Annotated in this window: 19 protein-coding genes; 15 read left to right on the top strand and 4 right to left on the bottom strand. The window is 46.1% G+C overall.

Annotation, left to right across the window (positions count from 1 at the left end):
• The first annotated feature begins 149 nt into the window (after positions 1–149).
• The 14 genes from trmJ (at position 150) to AAA952_RS15905 (ending at position 10,633) form a co-directional block, all read left to right on the top strand.
• Complete coding sequence (gene trmJ, locus AAA952_RS15970; RefSeq protein ID WP_263205212.1) at positions 150–878, top strand: tRNA (cytosine(32)/uridine(32)-2'-O)-methyltransferase TrmJ; 729 nt, start codon at positions 150–152, stop codon at positions 876–878.
• Positions 879–918: 40 nt separating this feature from the next.
• Positions 919–1,740, top strand: coding sequence for a serine O-acetyltransferase (gene cysE, locus AAA952_RS15965; protein WP_028759817.1), 822 nt, complete (start codon positions 919–921; stop codon positions 1,738–1,740).
• A gap of 366 nt (positions 1,741–2,106) precedes the next feature.
• On the top strand, positions 2,107–2,568 hold the full coding sequence (gene iscR, locus AAA952_RS15960; protein ID WP_006081858.1) for a Fe-S cluster assembly transcriptional regulator IscR: 462 nt from the start codon (positions 2,107–2,109) through the stop codon (positions 2,566–2,568).
• An 80-nt stretch (positions 2,569–2,648) separates the two neighbouring features.
• Positions 2,649–3,863, top strand: coding sequence for an IscS subfamily cysteine desulfurase (locus tag AAA952_RS15955; RefSeq protein ID WP_338258448.1), 1,215 nt, complete (start codon positions 2,649–2,651; stop codon positions 3,861–3,863).
• A gap of 37 nt (positions 3,864–3,900) precedes the next feature.
• Positions 3,901–4,284: a Fe-S cluster assembly scaffold IscU gene (gene iscU / locus AAA952_RS15950; protein ID WP_006081856.1), complete on the top strand. Its 384-nt coding sequence runs from the start codon at positions 3,901–3,903 to the stop codon at positions 4,282–4,284.
• A gap of 14 nt (positions 4,285–4,298) precedes the next feature.
• Complete coding sequence (gene iscA, locus AAA952_RS15945) at positions 4,299–4,622, top strand: iron-sulfur cluster assembly protein IscA (protein ID WP_006081855.1); 324 nt, start codon at positions 4,299–4,301, stop codon at positions 4,620–4,622.
• Positions 4,623–4,638: 16 nt separating this feature from the next.
• The gene (gene hscB, locus AAA952_RS15940) at positions 4,639–5,163 is read left to right on the top strand and encodes a co-chaperone HscB (protein WP_263164781.1); all 525 of its coding nucleotides are present in this window, start codon (positions 4,639–4,641) and stop codon (positions 5,161–5,163) included.
• Between the two features lie 67 nt (positions 5,164–5,230).
• Positions 5,231–7,093: a Fe-S protein assembly chaperone HscA gene (gene hscA / locus AAA952_RS15935; protein WP_338258442.1), complete on the top strand. Its 1,863-nt coding sequence runs from the start codon at positions 5,231–5,233 to the stop codon at positions 7,091–7,093.
• Positions 7,094–7,101: 8 nt separating this feature from the next.
• Positions 7,102–7,440 (top strand): ISC system 2Fe-2S type ferredoxin, encoded by a 339-nt coding sequence (gene fdx, locus AAA952_RS15930; protein ID WP_006081852.1) that lies wholly within the window; start codon positions 7,102–7,104, stop codon positions 7,438–7,440.
• A gap of 157 nt (positions 7,441–7,597) precedes the next feature.
• Entirely contained in the window at positions 7,598–8,503 is a 906-nt protein-coding gene (gene rimK / locus AAA952_RS15925; RefSeq protein ID WP_006081851.1) for a 30S ribosomal protein S6--L-glutamate ligase, read from the top strand.
• A gap of 113 nt (positions 8,504–8,616) precedes the next feature.
• Positions 8,617–8,814 carry a Fe-S cluster assembly protein IscX gene (gene iscX / locus AAA952_RS15920; protein WP_028759821.1) on the top strand — a complete coding sequence of 66 codons (198 nt, stop codon included), beginning with the start codon at positions 8,617–8,619 and terminating at the stop codon, positions 8,812–8,814.
• A gap of 217 nt (positions 8,815–9,031) precedes the next feature.
• Positions 9,032–9,199: a hypothetical protein gene (locus AAA952_RS15915; RefSeq protein ID WP_006081849.1), complete on the top strand. Its 168-nt coding sequence runs from the start codon at positions 9,032–9,034 to the stop codon at positions 9,197–9,199.
• 197 nt (positions 9,200–9,396) lie between these two features.
• Entirely contained in the window at positions 9,397–9,828 is a 432-nt protein-coding gene (gene ndk / locus AAA952_RS15910; protein ID WP_011789197.1) for a nucleoside-diphosphate kinase, read from the top strand.
• Positions 9,829–10,189: 361 nt separating this feature from the next.
• Positions 10,190–10,633 carry an Hsp20 family protein gene (locus AAA952_RS15905; protein WP_028759822.1) on the top strand — a complete coding sequence of 148 codons (444 nt, stop codon included), beginning with the start codon at positions 10,190–10,192 and terminating at the stop codon, positions 10,631–10,633.
• Between the two features lie 100 nt (positions 10,634–10,733).
• Here AAA952_RS15905 and ilvN read toward each other — a convergent pair whose 3' ends face one another.
• The 3 genes from ilvN to AAA952_RS15890 form a co-directional block, all read right to left on the bottom strand.
• A complete protein-coding gene (gene ilvN, locus AAA952_RS15900) occupies positions 10,734–11,228 on the bottom strand; it encodes an acetolactate synthase small subunit (protein WP_028759823.1) in 495 nt (164 codons plus the stop codon).
• Entirely contained in the window at positions 11,228–12,946 is a 1,719-nt protein-coding gene (locus AAA952_RS15895; RefSeq protein ID WP_105252618.1) for an acetolactate synthase 3 large subunit, read from the bottom strand. The genes ilvN and AAA952_RS15895 overlap by 1 nt, the downstream gene beginning before the upstream one ends.
• A gap of 533 nt (positions 12,947–13,479) precedes the next feature.
• Positions 13,480–14,703 carry a multidrug effflux MFS transporter gene (locus tag AAA952_RS15890; RefSeq protein ID WP_338258430.1) on the bottom strand — a complete coding sequence of 408 codons (1,224 nt, stop codon included), beginning with the start codon at positions 14,701–14,703 and terminating at the stop codon, positions 13,480–13,482.
• A 452-nt stretch (positions 14,704–15,155) separates the two neighbouring features.
• Between AAA952_RS15890 and AAA952_RS15885 the strand changes: the two genes are divergently transcribed.
• Positions 15,156–17,030, top strand: a complete 1,875-nt coding sequence (locus tag AAA952_RS15885; protein WP_338258429.1) for a choice-of-anchor I family protein — start codon at positions 15,156–15,158, stop codon at positions 17,028–17,030.
• 115 nt (positions 17,031–17,145) lie between these two features.
• Here AAA952_RS15885 and AAA952_RS15880 read toward each other — a convergent pair whose 3' ends face one another.
• Positions 17,146–18,537, bottom strand: a complete 1,392-nt coding sequence (locus AAA952_RS15880; protein ID WP_338258427.1) for an SLC13 family permease — start codon at positions 18,535–18,537, stop codon at positions 17,146–17,148.
• Positions 18,538–18,614: the final 77 nt, after the last annotated feature.

The raw sequence follows: 18,614 nt of genomic DNA, 5'->3' as shown, positions 1-18,614 counted from the left end.
ATCCCCTGGATGTTAAAGAACGTTAAAATAGCGGGCGGTATTATACTCGATTTGATAGTTATATCAAATACCGATTTTCATATAAGCATTCGGCAATGGCTGTGATAATATTCGTCCCCAACGTTTTATGAATTAAATTAAGTTGTTTCATGCTAAGTAATATTCGAGTGGTTTTAGTGGGGACTTCGCACCCCGGCAATATTGGTTCTACTGCCAGAGCGATGAAGACTATGGGTCTGTCTACTCTGTATCTTGCAGAACCCAGGGTTGAGCCCGACGGTCATTCCATAGCATTAGCCGCGGGTGCATCGGATATTCTGAAACATCTTGTGAAAGTGGATTCACTTGCTGAAGCGATTGCCGATTGCAGTCTAGTGATTGCAACCAGCGCGCGCAGTCGCACCTTAGATTGGCCCATGTTAGAGCCAAGACAAGCTGGGGTGAAATTAGCGACCGAGGCACTTAAAGGCCCTGTTGCGATTGTGTTTGGCCGTGAGAACCACGGCTTAAGTAATGAAGAGTTGCAACAGTGTACTTATCATGTGGCGATTCCTGCGAATCCAGAGTACAGCTCGCTTAATCTGGCGCAAGCCGTACAAATCATTTGTTATGAAACCCGCGTTGCCCATCTCGCGCAAAAAGATGTTGCCGAAGAAGAGCTGACTGAGTATCCCTTGGCTGCCGATCAGGAACGTTTTTTCGCACACCTTGAAACGACACTGTTATCCACTGGATTTATCATCAAGAACCATCCTGGACAAGTGATGATGAAACTGCGCCGCTTGTTTAGTCGTGCACGGATTGAGAGTCAGGAAATGAATATCCTCAGGGGCATTTTGACGTCAATTGAGAAAGTGGCGGGTTCTAACGAAAAATAGCCAAACCTTAATAATTAACACTAATCGCGAAGGATAAACAATGGGCGTGATAGCTAGGCTAAAAGAAGATATTGAATCTATATATCACCGTGATCCTGCGGCGCGTAGCGCGTTTGAGATCTTGGTTAACTATCCAGGCATGCATGCCATTTGGTTGCATCGGATAAGCCATAAGCTATGGAAGCGCGATTGGCGCTTAACGGCACGTTGTTTATCGACGTTTTCCCGTTGGTTGACAGGGGTTGAAATCCATCCTGGGGCAACCATAGGTCATCGATTTTTTATCGACCACGGTATGGGCGTTGTGATAGGTGAAACGGCTGAGATTGGTGATGATTGCACCCTTTATCACGGTGTCACGCTTGGTGGAACCACCTGGCAGGCGGGGAAACGTCACCCTACGTTAGCCAATAACGTGGTGGTGGGCGCAGGGGCAAAAATCCTCGGTCCTATTACCATGCACGATGGTGCGCGTGTGGGTTCTAATTCTGTTGTGGTGAAAGATGTGCCCAAAGATACCACGGTTGTGGGGATTCCTGGGCGCGTGGTGGCTACACCGTCACCGCAATCGAAAGAGAAAACTGAACGCCGCAGCGCGATGGCAAAAAAATATGGCTTCGATGCGTACGCGGTATCACCGGATAATCCCGATCCGGTGGCCAATGCAATAGGGCAGATGCTCGATCACATGCATTTGATGGACTCGAAAGTTCAAGAGTTGTGTCAAGCCATTCAAGGGCTGGGTGGCAATGTCTGCACTGAAAAGCTGCCAGAGCTTGATATGGGCGAGTTTAATGATGCAGAAAAAGCGGCGGCGGAAAAACGCCATAGTGCATTAGATGAGTTTGATCCGAGTATCTAAGTTTTAACGAAATGGTTTAACTTAGCGGTCTAACTTGCTTAAGGGCTGACCCTCACAAGGGTCTCGTTTAGCGTTTTACTTTAGCTCATCCTGTTGTAAAGGCGCATATTGTGATCAAACCTGAGTTTGAGCGCACCATAGTACCGAGATCACTTTTATCCTGCGTTTATATCGTGCTAGATGTCGATTAATTGGCGCTTTAGCATTGAATCTTAGCCTAGAAAAAGGTTAAATACCCCACCAAGATGAAAGGGTATTGGTTATGTGCACACTCATATACTTGAGTGTTTTAGTAGGTTTTAATACTTGACTGAATTACTCGGGTATGTTGAAATAATGCATACCTGTTCGGGAGCTATGGTAGTTATGAAACTTACATCAAAAGGTCGTTATGCAGTAACCGCTATGCTAGATGTGGCAATCCACTCAGCATCGGGACCAGTTCCCTTAGCGGATATCTCTGAAAGACAAGGGATTTCGCTTTCCTATCTGGAACAACTCTTCGCTAAGCTAAGAAAACACGGTTTAGTTGCCAGTGTACGTGGACCGGGCGGTGGTTATCGCTTAGGCCTAGAAGCCAATGATATTTCAGTCGGCATGGTTGTCCATGCTGTAGACGAGTCTGTCGATGCGACTCGTTGCCAAGGACTTGGCAATTGTCAGAGTGGAACTCGCTGCTTAACCCATTCACTTTGGGGCGATTTAAGCAAACAAATTTCCGATTTTTTAGATGGTATCAGTCTTGCCGGCTTGATGCAGAAGCGAGATGTGCAATTTATCTCACTTAAGCAAGACACTATGCAAAAGGAACAAAGAGTCAGTTTATAGCGGCACTTTGTTATATATAAAAATAATTTTTGTACGTTGTATGTAGCCTCTACCAGAGACTGCTCAGTACGGAGTGTGTTATGAAGCTTCCTATCTATTTAGATTATGCCGCCACCACGCCTGTTGATCCTAGAGTCGCGGAAAAGATGTTCCAATGCATGACAATGGACGGCATCTTTGGTAATCCGGCCTCACGTTCACACCGCTACGGCTGGCAAGCCGAAGAAGCGGTGGATATTGCTCGCAACCAAGTTGCCGAGTTAATTAACGCCGATCACCGCGAAATTGTGTTTACCTCTGGCGCGACGGAATCGAACAACTTAGCGATAAAAGGTGTTGCTCATTTCTATCACAAGAAAGGCAAGCACATCATCACCAGTAAGACTGAACATAAAGCGGTTCTCGATACTTGTCGCCAATTAGAGCGTGAAGGTTTCGAAGTGACTTATTTAGAGCCTGCGGCAAACGGCATCATTCCGATGGAACGTTTAGAAGTGGCAATGCGTGACGACACTATCCTTGTCAGCATCATGCACGTGAACAACGAAATCGGTGTGATCCACGATATCGATGCAATCGGTGAGCTATGCCGTTCAAAGGGCATTATTTTCCACATGGATGCGGCACAAAGTGCAGGCAAAGTGCCTATCGATGTGCAAGCCACTAAAGTGGATTTGATCTCGATTTCTGGTCACAAAATGTATGGCCCTAAAGGTATAGGCGCACTATATGTTCGTCGTAAGCCACGCATTCGCTTAGAAGCGCAAATGCACGGTGGTGGCCATGAGCGCGGCATGCGCAGCGGTACGTTACCGACGCATCAAATCGTAGGTTTAGGTGAAGCGGCTGCAATCGCAAAAGCGGAAATGGCCTCTGATGCCGCTCGTATCGGTGCATTACGTGACAAATTATGGAATGGCATCAAGCACATTGAAGAAACCTATATCAATGGTGATGCGATTGAGCGTGTTAGCGGTAGCCTCAACGTCAGCTTCAACTATGTTGAAGGTGAGTCGTTAATGATGGCACTGAAAGATTTAGCGGTTTCATCGGGTTCGGCTTGTACCTCAGCCAGCCTAGAGCCTAGTTACGTATTACGTGCACTTGGCTTAAATGATGAAATGGCACATAGCTCGATTCGTTTCTCAATCGGCCGTTTTACAACCGAAGAAGAAATCGATCACGCTATCGAAGTTATTACTCAATCTATTGATAAATTAAGAGAAATGTCTCCTTTGTGGGAAATGTTTAAAGATGGGATCGACCTGAACCAAGTTCAGTGGGCACATCATTAATTCTGACCTTTACAATAGATAATTTTGGAGCAGTACCATGGCTTACAGTGAAAAAGTGATAGATCATTATGAGAATCCACGTAACGTTGGTTCTTTTGATAAAAACGATCCTTCGGTCGTGACCGGTATGGTAGGCGCGCCTGCTTGCGGTGACGTGATGAAACTTCAGTTGAAAATTGGTGCTGATGGCATCATTCAAGACGCTAAGTTCAAAACTTACGGTTGTGGTAGCGCGATTGCGTCTAGCTCACTGGTAACTGAGTGGGTTAAAGGCAAGACTATCGAACAAGCTGCGGCGATCAAAAATACGGATATCGCTGAAGAATTGGCATTGCCACCAGTGAAGATCCACTGTTCAATTTTGGCTGAAGATGCCATTAAAGCTGCTATCGACGAGTACAAATCGAAACAAGCTAAGTAACATCTGGAGTTAAGATGGCGATTACAATGACCCCAGCGGCAGCCGATCGTGTCAGATCTTTCTTAGTCAACCGAGGCAAAGGCGTAGGCCTGCGTCTCGGCTTAAGAACATCAGGCTGTTCTGGTATGGCTTATGTACTTGAGTTCGTTGATTCTTTAAATGATGATGATGAAGTGTTTGATATCGAAGATGTGAAAATCATCATAGATGCCAAGAGCCTTATCTATCTTCAAGGGATCGAGCTGGATTTTGTTAAAGAAGGGCTGAACGAAGGCTTCCAATTTAATAATCCTAACGCAAAAGGTGAGTGTGGTTGTGGTGAGAGTTTCACTGTTTAACCGCTAAAGTTGACGCATGAATTATTTCGAGCTGTTTAAATTTTCCCCTGCCTTCGATATTGATACCGCCTTACTTGCAGAACGCTATCGCGAACTGCAACGGGCGGTTCATCCCGATAAATTTGCCAATGATACTGATCAGCAAAAATTGCTGTCGGTGCAGCGCACGGCGCAAGTCAATGATGGTTTTCAAACCTTAAAAGATCCCATTCGCCGCGCTGAGCATATGTTGTCGCTGCGTGGAATTGAATTAAGCCATGAAACCACGACAGTGAAAGATACTGGCTTCTTGATGCAGCAAATGGAATGGCGCGAGGCGTTAGAAGATATACGCGATAGTGCCGATCCTCAAGCGAGTATTGACGAGCTATATCAATCGTTTGCAGAGTACCGCGCGCAACTCACTCAGCAATTGACTCAACTGTTAACCAGTGAGCAGGCTGAAGACGCATTGTTAGCGGCGGATCAAGTTCGCAAACTCAAATTTATGGCAAAATTACACGACGAGTTGACCAGAGTCGAAGACGCTCTGTTAGATTGATTTTCCGTGTTTATGTTACTTTGCTGACTCAAGTACGCTTGAGTTGGCATTACTAAGTTGGATATATATGGCCCTTTTGCAGATAGCTGAGCCCGGTCAAAGTGCCGCGCCGCACCAACATAGACTTGCCGTTGGCATCGATTTAGGTACGACCAATTCTTTGGTGGCGGCCGTTCGAAGTGGAGAGACGGCAACCCTGCCGGACGAATTTGGACAGCATTCATTACCTTCTATCGTGCGTTATACCCAAGATTCAGTCGAAGTCGGCGCACTTGCGGCGTTGAGTTCGGCGCAGGATCCGCAAAACACGATCGTTTCGGTAAAGCGTTTTATGGGCCGCAGCCTAGCGGATATTCAAGCTGGCGAGCAATCATTACCCTACGAGTTTGCCGAAAGCGAAAACGGTTTACCTTTATTTGTGACTCCCCAAGGCCAAGTGAATCCCGTGCAAGTATCTGCGGAGATTTTACGTCCGCTGATCGCCCGCGCTGAAAAAACCTTAGGCGGCGAACTGCAAGGCGTGGTGATTACCGTGCCTGCGTATTTCGACGATGCTCAGCGCCAAGGTACTAAAGATGCTGCAGCTTTGCTGGGCGTTAAAGTGCTACGTCTATTGAATGAACCGACGGCTGCTGCGATTGCCTATGGTTTAGATTCTAAGCAAGAGGGCGTGATTGCCATCTATGACTTAGGCGGCGGTACCTTCGATATTTCTATTTTGCGTTTGAATCGCGGTGTATTTGAAGTGTTAGCCACCGGCGGTGATTCAGCGCTTGGTGGTGATGATTTCGATCATTTACTGCAAGCACATATGCAACAAGTGTGGCAGCTTAGCGACATCGACTCACAATTAAGCCGTCAACTGTTGATTGAATCGCGTCGAGTCAAAGAAGCCTTAACGGATGCCGCAGAAACTGAAGCAAAAGTGATCCTTGCCGATGGGACTGAACTCACGCAAATCGTTACTAAAGCTGAATTTGATGCCATGATTACGGCATTGGTGAAAAAGACCATTGCCAGCTGTCGCCGTACCCTGCGTGATGCGGGCGTGACGACGGATGAAGTGCTTGAAACTGTGATGGTTGGCGGTTCAACGCGCGTGCCATTAGTGCGTGAACAGGTCGAAGCTTTCTTCGGTAAACCACCCCTGACGTCTATCGATCCCGATCGTGTTGTCGCCATTGGTGCGGCCATTCAAGCCGACATTTTAGTGGGTAACAAACCCGAATCGGATTTGTTATTGCTCGATGTGATCCCTTTGTCATTAGGTATAGAGACCATGGGCGGCTTAGTGGAAAAAGTGGTATCGCGTAATACCACGATTCCGGTTGCACGGGCGCAGGAATTTACCACCTTTAAAGATGGTCAAACGGCCATGGCATTCCATGTGGTGCAGGGCGAGCGTGAGCTCGTTGCCGATTGCCGCTCACTGGCGCGTTTTACCTTAAAGGGTATTCCGCCGTTAGCTGCAGGCGCTGCGCACATTCGGGTGACATTCCAAGTAGATGCTGATGGTTTACTTAGCGTGACGGCGATGGAGAAATCCACCGGCGTGCAGTCTAGTATTCAAGTTAAGCCGTCTTTTGGTTTATCGGATACTGAAATTGCCACTATGCTGAAAGATTCGATGAAGTATGCCAAAGACGATATCGGTCGTCGTATGCTGGCCGAGCAGCAAGTGGAGGCGGCAAGGGTACTCGAGTCTTTACATGCCGCGTTAGCGAAGGATGGCGATTTGCTGAATGCCGATGAGCGTGGACAAATCGATGCTACTATGGCCAATGTGGCGCAAGTTGCCGCGGGCGATGATGCCGATGCGATTAAGCTCGCGATTGAAAAACTGGATGAGCAAACCCAAGATTTTGCTGCCAGACGTATGGACAATTCTATTCGAGTGGCATTCAAAGGCCAGTCGATCGACAACATATAGGTGATGTAATGCCCCAATTAGTCTTTCTTCCCCATGCCGAGTTGTGCCCTGATGGCGCTGTGCTTGAGGCGAATGTTGGTGAGACCATTCTCGATGTTGCGCTGCGTAATGGCATCAATATCGAGCATGCCTGTGAAAAGTCCTGTGCTTGCACGACGTGTCACTGTATCGTGCGTGAAGGCTTTAATGATCTTGAGCCAAGTGATGAGCTAGAAGATGATATGTTAGACAAAGCTTGGGGACTTGAGCCCGAAAGCCGTCTATCTTGTCAGGCTAAAGTGGTCGACACTGACATGGTGATTGAGATCCCTAAATACACGGTTAACATGGTTAGCGAAGGCAATTAATATTGCTTCGATAATGATTAAAACCAGTCCACGTGACTGGTTTTTTGCTTTTGGCGTTGAGCATTTGTGCAACTAATCTTGTCTATGCCTCTAGTTGTTTGATTTATCCTTGCGCAGGCGTATTATGCGCTCAAAATTAATGGTTGCCGGAGACCAAATGAGAATAGCGATTTTATCGCAAGGGCCAGAGTTATATTCAACGAAGCGACTCGTTGAAGCGGCTCAATTACGTGGTCATGAAGTACACGTAATCAATCCCCTTGAATGTTATATGAATATCAACATGCGGCAATCGAGTATCCACATTGGCGGGCGAGAGTTACCTGCATTTGATGCCGTGATCCCCCGTATTGGGGCGTCAATTACCTTTTATGGTTCGGCGGTGTTGCGTCAATTTGAGATGATGGGCGTCTATGCCTTAAATGATTCAGTTGGAATTTCCCGCTCACGGGACAAATTGCGTTCTATGCAGTTGATGTCACGCCGCGGTATTGGTTTGCCTATTACCGGTTTTGCCAATAAACCGAGTGATATTCCTGACTTAATTGATATGGTGGGTGGCGCGCCTCTGGTGATTAAATTACTCGAAGGCACCCAAGGCATTGGCGTGGTATTAGCCGAGACCCGCAAAGCGGCTGAGAGCGTGATTGAAGCCTTTATGGGCCTTAAAGCCAACATCATGGTGCAGGAATATATCAAAGAAGCCAACGGCGCAGACATTCGCTGTTTCGTGCTCGGTGATAAAGTGATTGCCGCCATGAAACGTCAAGCTATGCCCGGTGAGTTTCGCTCTAATTTGCACCGTGGTGGCACGGCGAGTTTAGTCAAACTGACTCCTGAAGAGCGCTCTGTAGCTATTCGTGCGGCGAAGACGATGGGATTGAATGTGGCAGGGGTTGATTTGTTACGCTCAAACCACGGTCCAGTGATCATGGAAGTGAACTCTTCACCAGGGCTTGAGGGGATTGAAGGTGCCACCACGAAAGATGTGGCGGGTGCTATTATTGATTTTGTTGAAAAAAATGCGATTAAAGTAAAAAAGGTGACGCAAGCACAGGGTTAACACCCTTGGTGTCGAGTATTGACTACGGAATATCAACACTTGATTCACCTCCTTATGGGTAACGGCGTTAAGCACTAGCTTACCCATTGAAGCGAACCGAATAGGGGAAAACGATGACATTAACTTGGATAGATTCGTTAGATATTGCGTTGGAATTACTCGAAGCACACCCAGAGGTGAATCCCACTCAGCTGCATTTCACCCAACTGTATGAGTGGGTGTTAGCTTTGAATGATTTTGCAGATGATCCTAAGCATTGCAATGAAAAAATACTGGAAGCAATTCAGCAGTGTTGGATTGATGAAAAGTAGTGAGCACAGTTGTGGTACGGCTTTTTATGTGAGGCATCTTGTCCTTCAGAAGATTAACTAAGGTGATTTATCTCACGTATTTGCAGTGGCGCAGAGAATATTTGGCGAGAGTTTGATCACAGTCAAGTTCATTTTCAGTGGATATCGTAATTTGTTGTATATTGGTTAAGGCATTTATATGGCTTAACTTTATTATCGCAACTGCAAGGATGTTCACATGAAACTTTTGCTTGTATTGTTATGTATGCTTGTCCCTTCAATGGCTTGGGCTCATCCAGGTCATGGCGGTGTCGGTTTATTCCATCACTTGTTAGATCTTGCACCTGCAGTCATTTTAGTCGCTTTGATTGCATGGGCTGGTATTTGGGCAAAAAATAGAAAATAATCCCATTTTTTAATGAGTTAATGAACCCTGCTAAGGATTTATCCTCCTAGCGGGGTATTTTGTGTGATCAAACTGATTACGAATAAAGCGAATGTGCGCAATATCTCAGACTAATTTGCTATAAAGATAGGATTTAGCTTTTAAATTTCGTATAATCCGCGCGAATTTTTTAAACTTGCTGACAAAGGAAGCTAGTTATGGCGATCGAACGCACATTTTCTATTATCAAGCCAGATGCTGTTGCAAAAAACCACATCGGTGCTATCTACAATCGTTTTGAAACTGCTGGTCTTAAGATCGTTGCAGCTAAAATGTTACACCTGACCAAAGAACAAGCTGAAGGTTTCTATGCTGAGCATAGCGAGCGCGGTTTCTTCGGTGCTCTGGTTGCATTTATGACTTCTGGTCCAATCATGGTCCAAGTATTAGAAGGCGAAAACGCTGTTTTAGCTCACCGTGAAATTTTAGGTGCAACTAATCCAGCTCAAGCAGCTCCTGGTACTATCCGTGCTGATTTCGCAGAAAGCATTGACGAAAACGCGGCTCACGGTTCAGATGCTGTTGAATCTGCTGCTCGTGAAATTGCTTACTTCTTCAGCGCTGAAGAATTGTGTCCACGCACTCGTTAATTCGATGCTAAGACTAAAAAAGGAGCCTAGGCTCCTTTTTTATTGGCTGCAATTTAGTGAATATAGATTTCCGTATTGCAATGACGCTAATCCCTTTATACAAATCACACGTCAATTCAAAGTGTTAAAACTTAATTAGAGTTTGTTTTTATTAGTCTTTTTAAATTTTGCACATTTTTTAATTTTCTTGCTTGAAATTTTCTCTCCCGTCCTTATATCTATTTCAGGACCGCTCGATGAGGATCCTAGTGTGAATTCTGTGCCGTAAGGACAGAAGATTTAACTCGGCAGACTCTACAAGCGTTTTCATCGTGAAAACCGTCCGCCAATTCTCCATATTGCTTAAGACAAGGATATGAATATGCGTAATTATGATCTAGCTCCCCTGTACCGTAGTGCCATTGGTTTTGACCGTTTAGCTCAGCTGGCAGAACATGCCGCCGCTAATAATGGCAATACTGGCTATCCCCCATATAACATTGAATTATTAGGCGAAAATCGCTATCGCATTACTATGGCCGTGGCCGGATTCTCAATGAATGAACTTGAGATCAGCAGTGAAGGTGAGAAATTACTGGTGAAAGGCAATAAAGCTGAAAGCCAAACCGAGCGTAAATACTTGTACCAAGGCATAGCGGAACGCGGTTTTGAGCGCACTTTCCAACTGGCAGACTATGTCACTGTGCTCGGCGCAAGTTTAGAAAATGGCTTACTCAATATTGATTTAGTGCGTGAAATCCCTGAAGCGTTGAAACCACGCAAAATCGAGATCACTTCATCGCGCTTGCTAGACAGCCAGTCATAATTGACACTGTGGTAACCACCTAAAAACAAGGGGAGCATAATGCTCCCCTTGATGTTTTTGTGTTCACGCAAAAAATGTCCGCGAGATTTCCGTGAGAAAGCTACGCTTTCATGGCCTTTTCTCCGCGAGCCAAACCCACCACGCCGGAGCGAGAGACTTCGACCAATTTAGTCACTTCACCTAGCGCATGTATAAACGCATCGAGTTTCTCTGATGTGCCGACCATTTGGATGGTATATAAATTGGCGGTGACATCGACAATTTGGCCGCGGAAAATGTCCGCCATCCGTTTAACTTCTTCCCTAAACTCGCCTTGGGCGCGGACCTTAATAAGGGCTAATTCGCGTTCAATATAAGCAGACTCGGTAATATTCGAAACTTTTAACACATCGATGAGTTTATGTAGCTGCTTCTCTATCTGCTCTAACACCATTTCATCGGCAACGACCGTAATGTTAAGCCGCGACAATGTGATATCGTCCGTTGGCGCCACCGTTAAACTTTCAATGTTATAACCGCGCTGTGAAAACAAACCGACCACACGAGACAGGGCGCCGGATTGGTTTTCTAATAATACAGATATAATTCGACGCATTAGCATTTCTCCGTCTTAGTCAGCCACATTTCATTCATCGCACCACCGCGGATCAACATGGGGTACACGTGCTCAGTTTCATCCACCATGATGTCGATAAAGACCAGCCTGTCTTTCATCGCTAGCGCTTCTGCCATTTTTGACTCAAGTTCGGCGGGATCGCTGATCGTCATACCTACATGGCCATAGGCCTCGGCAATTTTGGCAAAATTGGGTACTGAATCCATATAGGAATGTGAGTGACGGCCAGAGTAAATCATGTCCTGCCATTGTTTAACCATGCCAAGGAAACGATTGTTTAAGTTGATAATTTTAACCGGCGTATCATATTGCAGCGCGGTCGAAAGCTCTTGAATGTTCATCTGAATTGAACCATCACCCGTGACACAGACAACCGTGGCATCAGGCATCGCCATTTTAACCCCCATCGCGGCGGGTAGGCCAAATCCCATGGTGCCTAGACCCCCTGAGTTGATCCATCGGCGCGGCTTATCGAACGGATAGTACAAGGCGGCAAACATCTGGTGCTGGCCAACATCAGAGGCGACATAGGCATCGCCATTGGTCAGCTTATACAAGGTTTCAATCACTTGCTGTGGTTTGATGCGACCACTGTTTTTGTCATAGGCCAGACAATCGCGGCCGCGCCATTGCTCAATATCATTCCACCAAGTGGCGATGGCATCGTTGTCATTGTGCTCGTTCGATTCATCTAACAGTGTCAACATGCTGTCTAAAATACTGTCGGCCGACCCTACGATGGGAATGTCGACGTGGATAGTTTTTGAAATAGACGAGGGGTCGATATCTATGTGCAAAATGGTCGCGTTCGGGCAGTATTTTTCCACATTATTCGTGGTTCTATCGTCGAAGCGCACACCAATACCGAAGATCAAATCGCAGTTATGCATAGTCATGTTGGCTTCGTAGCGACCGTGCATCCCTAGCATGCCTAGGCTGTTTTTGTGGGTACTTGGAAAAGCCCCGAGTCCCATAAGTGTGCTGACGACGGGAATATTTAATCTCTCAGCTAATTGTAAAATTTGCTTATCACAACCCGAGATAATGGCGCCACCACCGACATAGAGCACAGGCTTTTTAGCCGCTAATAGTGCCTGTAGTCCACGACGGATCTGTCCTTTATGCCCTGAGGTTGTCGGGTTGTACGAGCGCATTTTCACGCTTTCGGGATAAATATATTCGTGCAGCAGCGCTGGGTTTAAGCAATCTTTTGGTAGGTCGACGACCACAGGCCCAGGACGGCCGGTAGAGGCAATATAAAAGGCTTTTTTTATCGTTTCAGGGATTTGAGTGGGATCTTTAACTAAAAAGCTATGTTTGACCACTGGACGAGAGATGCCGATCATATCGCATTCTTGGAAGGCGTCATTACCGATAAGGTTACTCGGTACTTGACCCGATAATACGACGAGGGGAATAGAGTCCATGTAGGCGGTGGCAATACCGGTAATCGCGTTGGTGGCACCGGGTCCTGAAGTGACTAATACCACGCCCACTTTACCCGTTGCACGGGCGTAGCCATCGGCCATGTGCACGGCAGCTTGTTCGTGGCGAACGAGTATGTGTTCAATACCTGGGATAACGTGCAGGGCATCGTAGATATCTAAAACTGAACCGCCAGGATAGCCAAAAATGTGTTTTACGCCTTCATCAATCAAAGAACGCACTATCATGCTGGCGCCGGATAACATCTCCATGTGGAACTCCTATTGCATAGTACCGTTACGGTAAACAGTATTTTGTTACAGCGACGGTAATCGCTCTAAAAATTAAGCCTGAAGGGTAATTCAGACTCCGAAATGCTGAACTGACTTCGTAGAAGACAAGTGACTCATCCTTAGGATGCAGCAACTGTTGCAATGAACAGAATTTCATCATATTCAAAAAAAACAACATTTCAAGCCTTTTATGTAAAAAATAACCAACTTGAAACAATTTCACGTTTGAATGGCTGGATAACTTGCTGGAATCGCCAAGTAATCTAGGCTGATTTATGAGCTTATTTTATATTTTTCAGATTTTTAGATGCTTAAAAAGCAAAAACGGCACTAAAAGTGCCGTTTTGGTGTGGGACGTTAGATAAGCAGATACTTAACTATTGCGATTAAATATTACTTATTTGCTATATTTAGTGAAAGCCAATGCGCTGTTTTCACGCGATCAAACATGTGTTGTAGATGAGGCATTGGCATCCATGATTTCTTAAAAATAGACCCTTAAAAATAAATCCTTAAACCGTCGGCTGCGTTTGATGTTTTGGACGATTGAATTGGCAAATACCGACTAACACAATAGAGCCTAACATAAGGGCGGAGAAGGGCACTGCTGTGCCATCATAGAACACCGCTAATAATGGCCCCGCTAACGCGCCACAGCCAAATCTTAAGGTGCCAATAACCGCCGTTGCCGTTCCGGTTTCTTGTTTGAACTTCATCAGCACTATCGCATCGGCGTTGACCGACATCACCCCTAGGCTGCCCATCAAAGGAATAAGCATGATCACGGTAAAATGATAGCTCATATCCAGTAGGTTGACCGTTAATAAACCAGCCCCCGCAATAGCGCCAAAAAAGGTCGATACGTGCAACATACGCAGCGAACCATAGCGGCCGACAATGCGAGTATTAATGATATTGGCCAACATCAAGGCGCCAACGTTGATGCTAAACAAGATGGCAAAATAGGATTTATCTAAGGCAAAGACTTCCATATAAACGAAGGGGGATGCGGTGAGATAACAGAAAAACGCAAAAGACGTTAACACGCCGCTGGCAATGTTCAACTTAACGCCAGGTCGGGAAAATACGGTCGCATAGGCACCAAGAAATGATTTTTGGCTGCGGGTATCCATATCTTTATCGCTGGGCATTTTTAGCGCAAACAGCACGAGTAATAACAGGGTCGCGGCATAGGCAGATTGAATGAAGAAGATTAAATGCCAATCACCGAGTTCTAAGATAACGCTGCCAATACTAGGGGCCAGTAATGGCGCTAACATCATGATTAAACTCACGTAAGACATACCTTTGGCGGTATTGTCGCCATAGACTTCTTTGATGTATCCCGGTACCACCACAGTCGCTGCTGCGCCGATAAAGGCCTGCAAAAAGCGTAGCCCAAGAAAGACTTCGAATTGACCAGCAAAACCAATCAGTAAACTGGTTAGCATAAATCCACTCAGCCCAATTATCACCATAGGGCGACGGCCAATACGGTCAGCTAAGGGGCCAAAGCACAACATGCCCAGTGCATAGCCTGCTAAGTAGATACTTAGGGACTGTTGCACTGTTGTAATATCGGTATGAAAACTAAGGGCCAATGTCGACATCGCAGGTAAGTACATGTCGATGGCCAATGGTGTGATCGCGACAATCGCCGCTAGCATGGGAATAAGCAGCGCTAAATTCGGTATACGTCTACCGTTATGGGCAGAAGGTTGTGATTGTGGGTCCACTGTTACCTCGGGTGGCGAAAGAATTGAAAGCGTATTTCTCAGGGTTATGCGGCGTGGTTTAAATTGTACTAGGACAATTCACTCTAACCCGTCCATTTTTAGCCAGCATCTTGCGCTAATTGGCGGTGTTTGGGACAAAGTGAATTGTGCTTAGATCAATTTTCACGGTAAGGCATTAAGCAATAGCATAGTAAAGCGCTAGGACAAATAAACCAATCTTTGCGATGATTTCTTTACCGTATTTTACCGATTAAATTGTAACTAAGTAGCAAGTATCGATAATCGAGGCATAACCTTGGCGGCTCGAGCCGTTATCCTCCAATATGCTTCATTCAAAAGTGTTAGTTGTCATCTGAGTGTCACTGCTTTGTCATCTAGGTGTCTTTTATGCTGACTAGTTTAGTGGGCTTTAGCTTCACCCTACTAAAAATAAAATATTCAGGAATGACACGATGAAAACACAACGACTTCCGCTAGCCGCTGCCATTATGACGAGCTTATTACTTGGAGCCTGCAGCGGTGATGATGGCGCAGCAGGTGATAAAGGCGACAACGGCTTAAATTCACTGGTTAAAGTGACCGCATTAACTATCGGTGATACAAATTGTCCCGCCGGTGGTCAGCGTATCGATACCGGACTAGATGCCAACCATAATGGACAATTGGATGACAATGAAATTGCAGTCGCGCAAACCCAATATGTTTGCCTGCCACAAACTGCAAGCTTAAAGGCTGAGTTAATTGGTCGTCATCAGACTGGCGTTTATGGCTTAAGTGCCGCCGAAATTGTTGAATATCATAGTGCTTCAAACCGTATTTTTGTGGTTAATGCGATCAGCGGCAAAGTCGATATTATCGATGGCAGCTTATTAGCGACTGCATCAAACGCCACAGATCCTTTAGCATTGAATAATCTCGAAAAATTAGCAGGACTCGATGTTGCTAAGGATGTGGGTCAACCCTTTATGGGTAGCGTGAACAGCGTGAGTATTTCAGGCAACTTGTTAGCGGCAGCCATTGAGCGTGGTGACGCTGCAGGCAATAAAACCCAAGCCAATGGTTTTGTGGCTTTTTATCAGCTTAACGGCACAGATGCTCCGCAGTTTATCAGCGCCGTAGAAGTCGGTGCTTTACCCGATAATGTGGTGTTCACCCACGACGGTAAAACCTTACTCGTGGCCAATGAAGGCGAACCTAATCCTGCTTATACCTTAGATCCTGAAGGCAGTGTTGCGCTTATTGCGATTACTGACGGTAAGCCTGCAGCCGCTGCGACCATCATAGATTTTAGTGTGTTTAATCAGGGCGGTGCGCGTGCAAGTGAAATCACCGCTGACATTAAAATTAATGGTCCAATGGCGAGTGTGGCGCAGGATTTAGAACCTGAATATATCGCCATTAGCCATGATAACCGCCGTGCATTTGTCAGTTTACAAGAGAACAATGCTGTTGCCGTGATTGATATCGCCAATGCGAAAGTCTCTAAGATTTTACCGCTAGGCCTCAAAGATTACGGGCTTGATGTGAATAAAATTGATGCGAGTGACAAAGACAATCTTGTGAACCTGCAAAGCTACACTGGGGTGTACGGCATGTATCAACCCGATACCCTTGCTAGCTACCGTTGGAATAACACTGACTTTATTGTGACTGCGAATGAAGGTGACTCCCGTGACTATGCGGCTTTTTCGGAAGAAGCCCGCGCAGGGGATTTAGTGCTCGACCCGAATCACCCACAATTTGCCGCCGCAAAAGATAAAACCCAATTAGCGCGTCTTAAGGTAACGACGAGCATGGGTGACGACGATAAGGACGGCGACTACGACAAAGTCGTGAGCTTTGGTGCTCGTTCCTTCTCGATTTGGAATGCTGATGGCCAGCAAGTGTTTGACAGTGGCAGTGATTTTGAGCGTATTACCGCCGCACTACTGGGGGATAAGTTCAACAATAACAACGAAGAAAATAAAGGTGATAGTCGCAGCGATGACAAGGGGCCAGAGCCAGAAGCTTTAGCCCTAGGCCAAATTGGTCAACGACTATATGCCTTTGTTGGTTTAGAACGTACCTCTGGCTTTATGATCTATGACGTGACTAATCCTTTCGATGTGCATTTTGTCGACTATGTTGTGAATCGTGATTTTGAAGCTGACTTCGTTGTCGATACCGCTACAGGTGCAGTCAAAGGTGATGCAACATTGGCGGGTGATTTGGGACCAGAAGGGATGAAATTTGTCAGTGCCGATAAAAGCCCTAACGGTAATCCTTTGTTAATAATAGGCAATGAAGTTAGTGGCACAACGAGTGTTTACCAACTCAAGATCAAGTAATTGAGTTTTACTCAGTCACCTGAGCATCGCGCTTTGGACGTGGGCCTTGTGAGTTCTTGATATAACCGCTCTAAAATCCACCATTGGCGGCATGAATACCGCCAATGGTGAGGGTTTAGGCTATCCAACCGAGCCATAGCCACCACAGATAATCCAGTGGAATAAGTGCAACTAGAGTTATTGCCGCTAGAGGTAAGGTGATGCGAAGTATTTTAGTTAATGGCTCTTGGGATAATTGCATCGCCAAAATCAAAGGAGCCACCTGATAAGGAAAAATCACGGTTGAAAACCCGATCACCTGCGTCATTAATACCGCAGGGGTGGAGAAGCCAGTTGCATTGGCAAAGTCTGCCGCCATGGGGGATAACACAGTCGGCACGCCTGGAACCGTTGCCACTAATCCTGTTAGCGTCGCGATTAACGATAACGACATAAAATTCAGGAACGATGCCCCTTGCTGCAAGGGTAACCATTCACTGAACAGTTGACCTAGCGCAGTGCCGAGCCCGGAATGATTGACCAATGCTCCCAGACCTAAGGCCGCCGCGACAAAAATGACGGTCGACAAATCCACTGAACTATTAAAACTCTTAGGCTCAAGCACTCCCCATTTTGGGAGCAATAACAAGATAGCCGTTGTTAATCCTACCCAAGCGGGATTAATGCCGTGCAGCGAGTCAGTCACCCAAAAGAGCAAAGTAATCGCCAGTAACAGTGCAACTTTCTTTTGCATACCAAGGTTATAAGCTTCTTTTTCAATAACGCGTTCAGGCTGGTTGTTATCAATTTTTGCAGGAAATAGGAAAACGACTAGCGCCACAATCAATATTGATTTGAGTAAGCCAAGGATTGGAAAATGCAATAGGAGATACTCGGTATAACCAAAATGGATATTGAATAGATTCTCACTGGAACCTGCCAATATCATATTGGGAATATTCGCGGGCAACACGGCAAAACTGGGCATGTTACACGCCAGTGCCAAGGCGGTCGCAATGCCTATCCGCCCATGGCTACCACGAGCAAAACCGACTTGCTCGGCTAACGCCATACCAATTGGTAGCATGACCACAGCACGGCCAACGGATGAGGGCATCACAAAGCCAAGCAGCACGGCACTAAAGACCAAACCCGCAATCAAGCGTGGATAACTTGAGGTCAGTATGGGGGCAATCAAACTGGCCATTCTGCGACTTAAGCCAGACTGAGTGATGGCACTGCCGATCACAAACCCCGAAATGATTAACCACACCGCAGTTGAGCCGAATCCGGAGAAAAGTATACTCGGCTCAATGAGTTTAAAAATGGTGGCAAGGGCAAAAAAGATTAACCCCGCCATAAAGGGCGGGAAGAAACCTGTGCTCCAAAACATCAAGGTCACTAACACTACGCCTGCGCTGTAGGAAAACACCGCGGGATGCTGACTTAGCGGAAAAAGCGCAAGTAAAGTAGCGATCAACAGTGCACTGAAAAACGCTAGCTGTTTAACGCCAATAAAACGTTTCATGCTTACCGACCTATTGGATTGAATACGTAAAAGATGTCTACTAAGATAGCTGACTTAGTTTGGCGTTTTAAGAGGGT

This window comes from Shewanella sp. M-Br, assembly GCF_036245925.1.
In the GTDB taxonomy this organism is placed as follows: domain Bacteria; phylum Pseudomonadota; class Gammaproteobacteria; order Enterobacterales; family Shewanellaceae; genus Shewanella; species Shewanella oncorhynchi.
The sequence above is the reverse complement of the archived record's forward strand: the minus strand, read 5'-3'. Positions and strand labels throughout refer to the sequence as shown.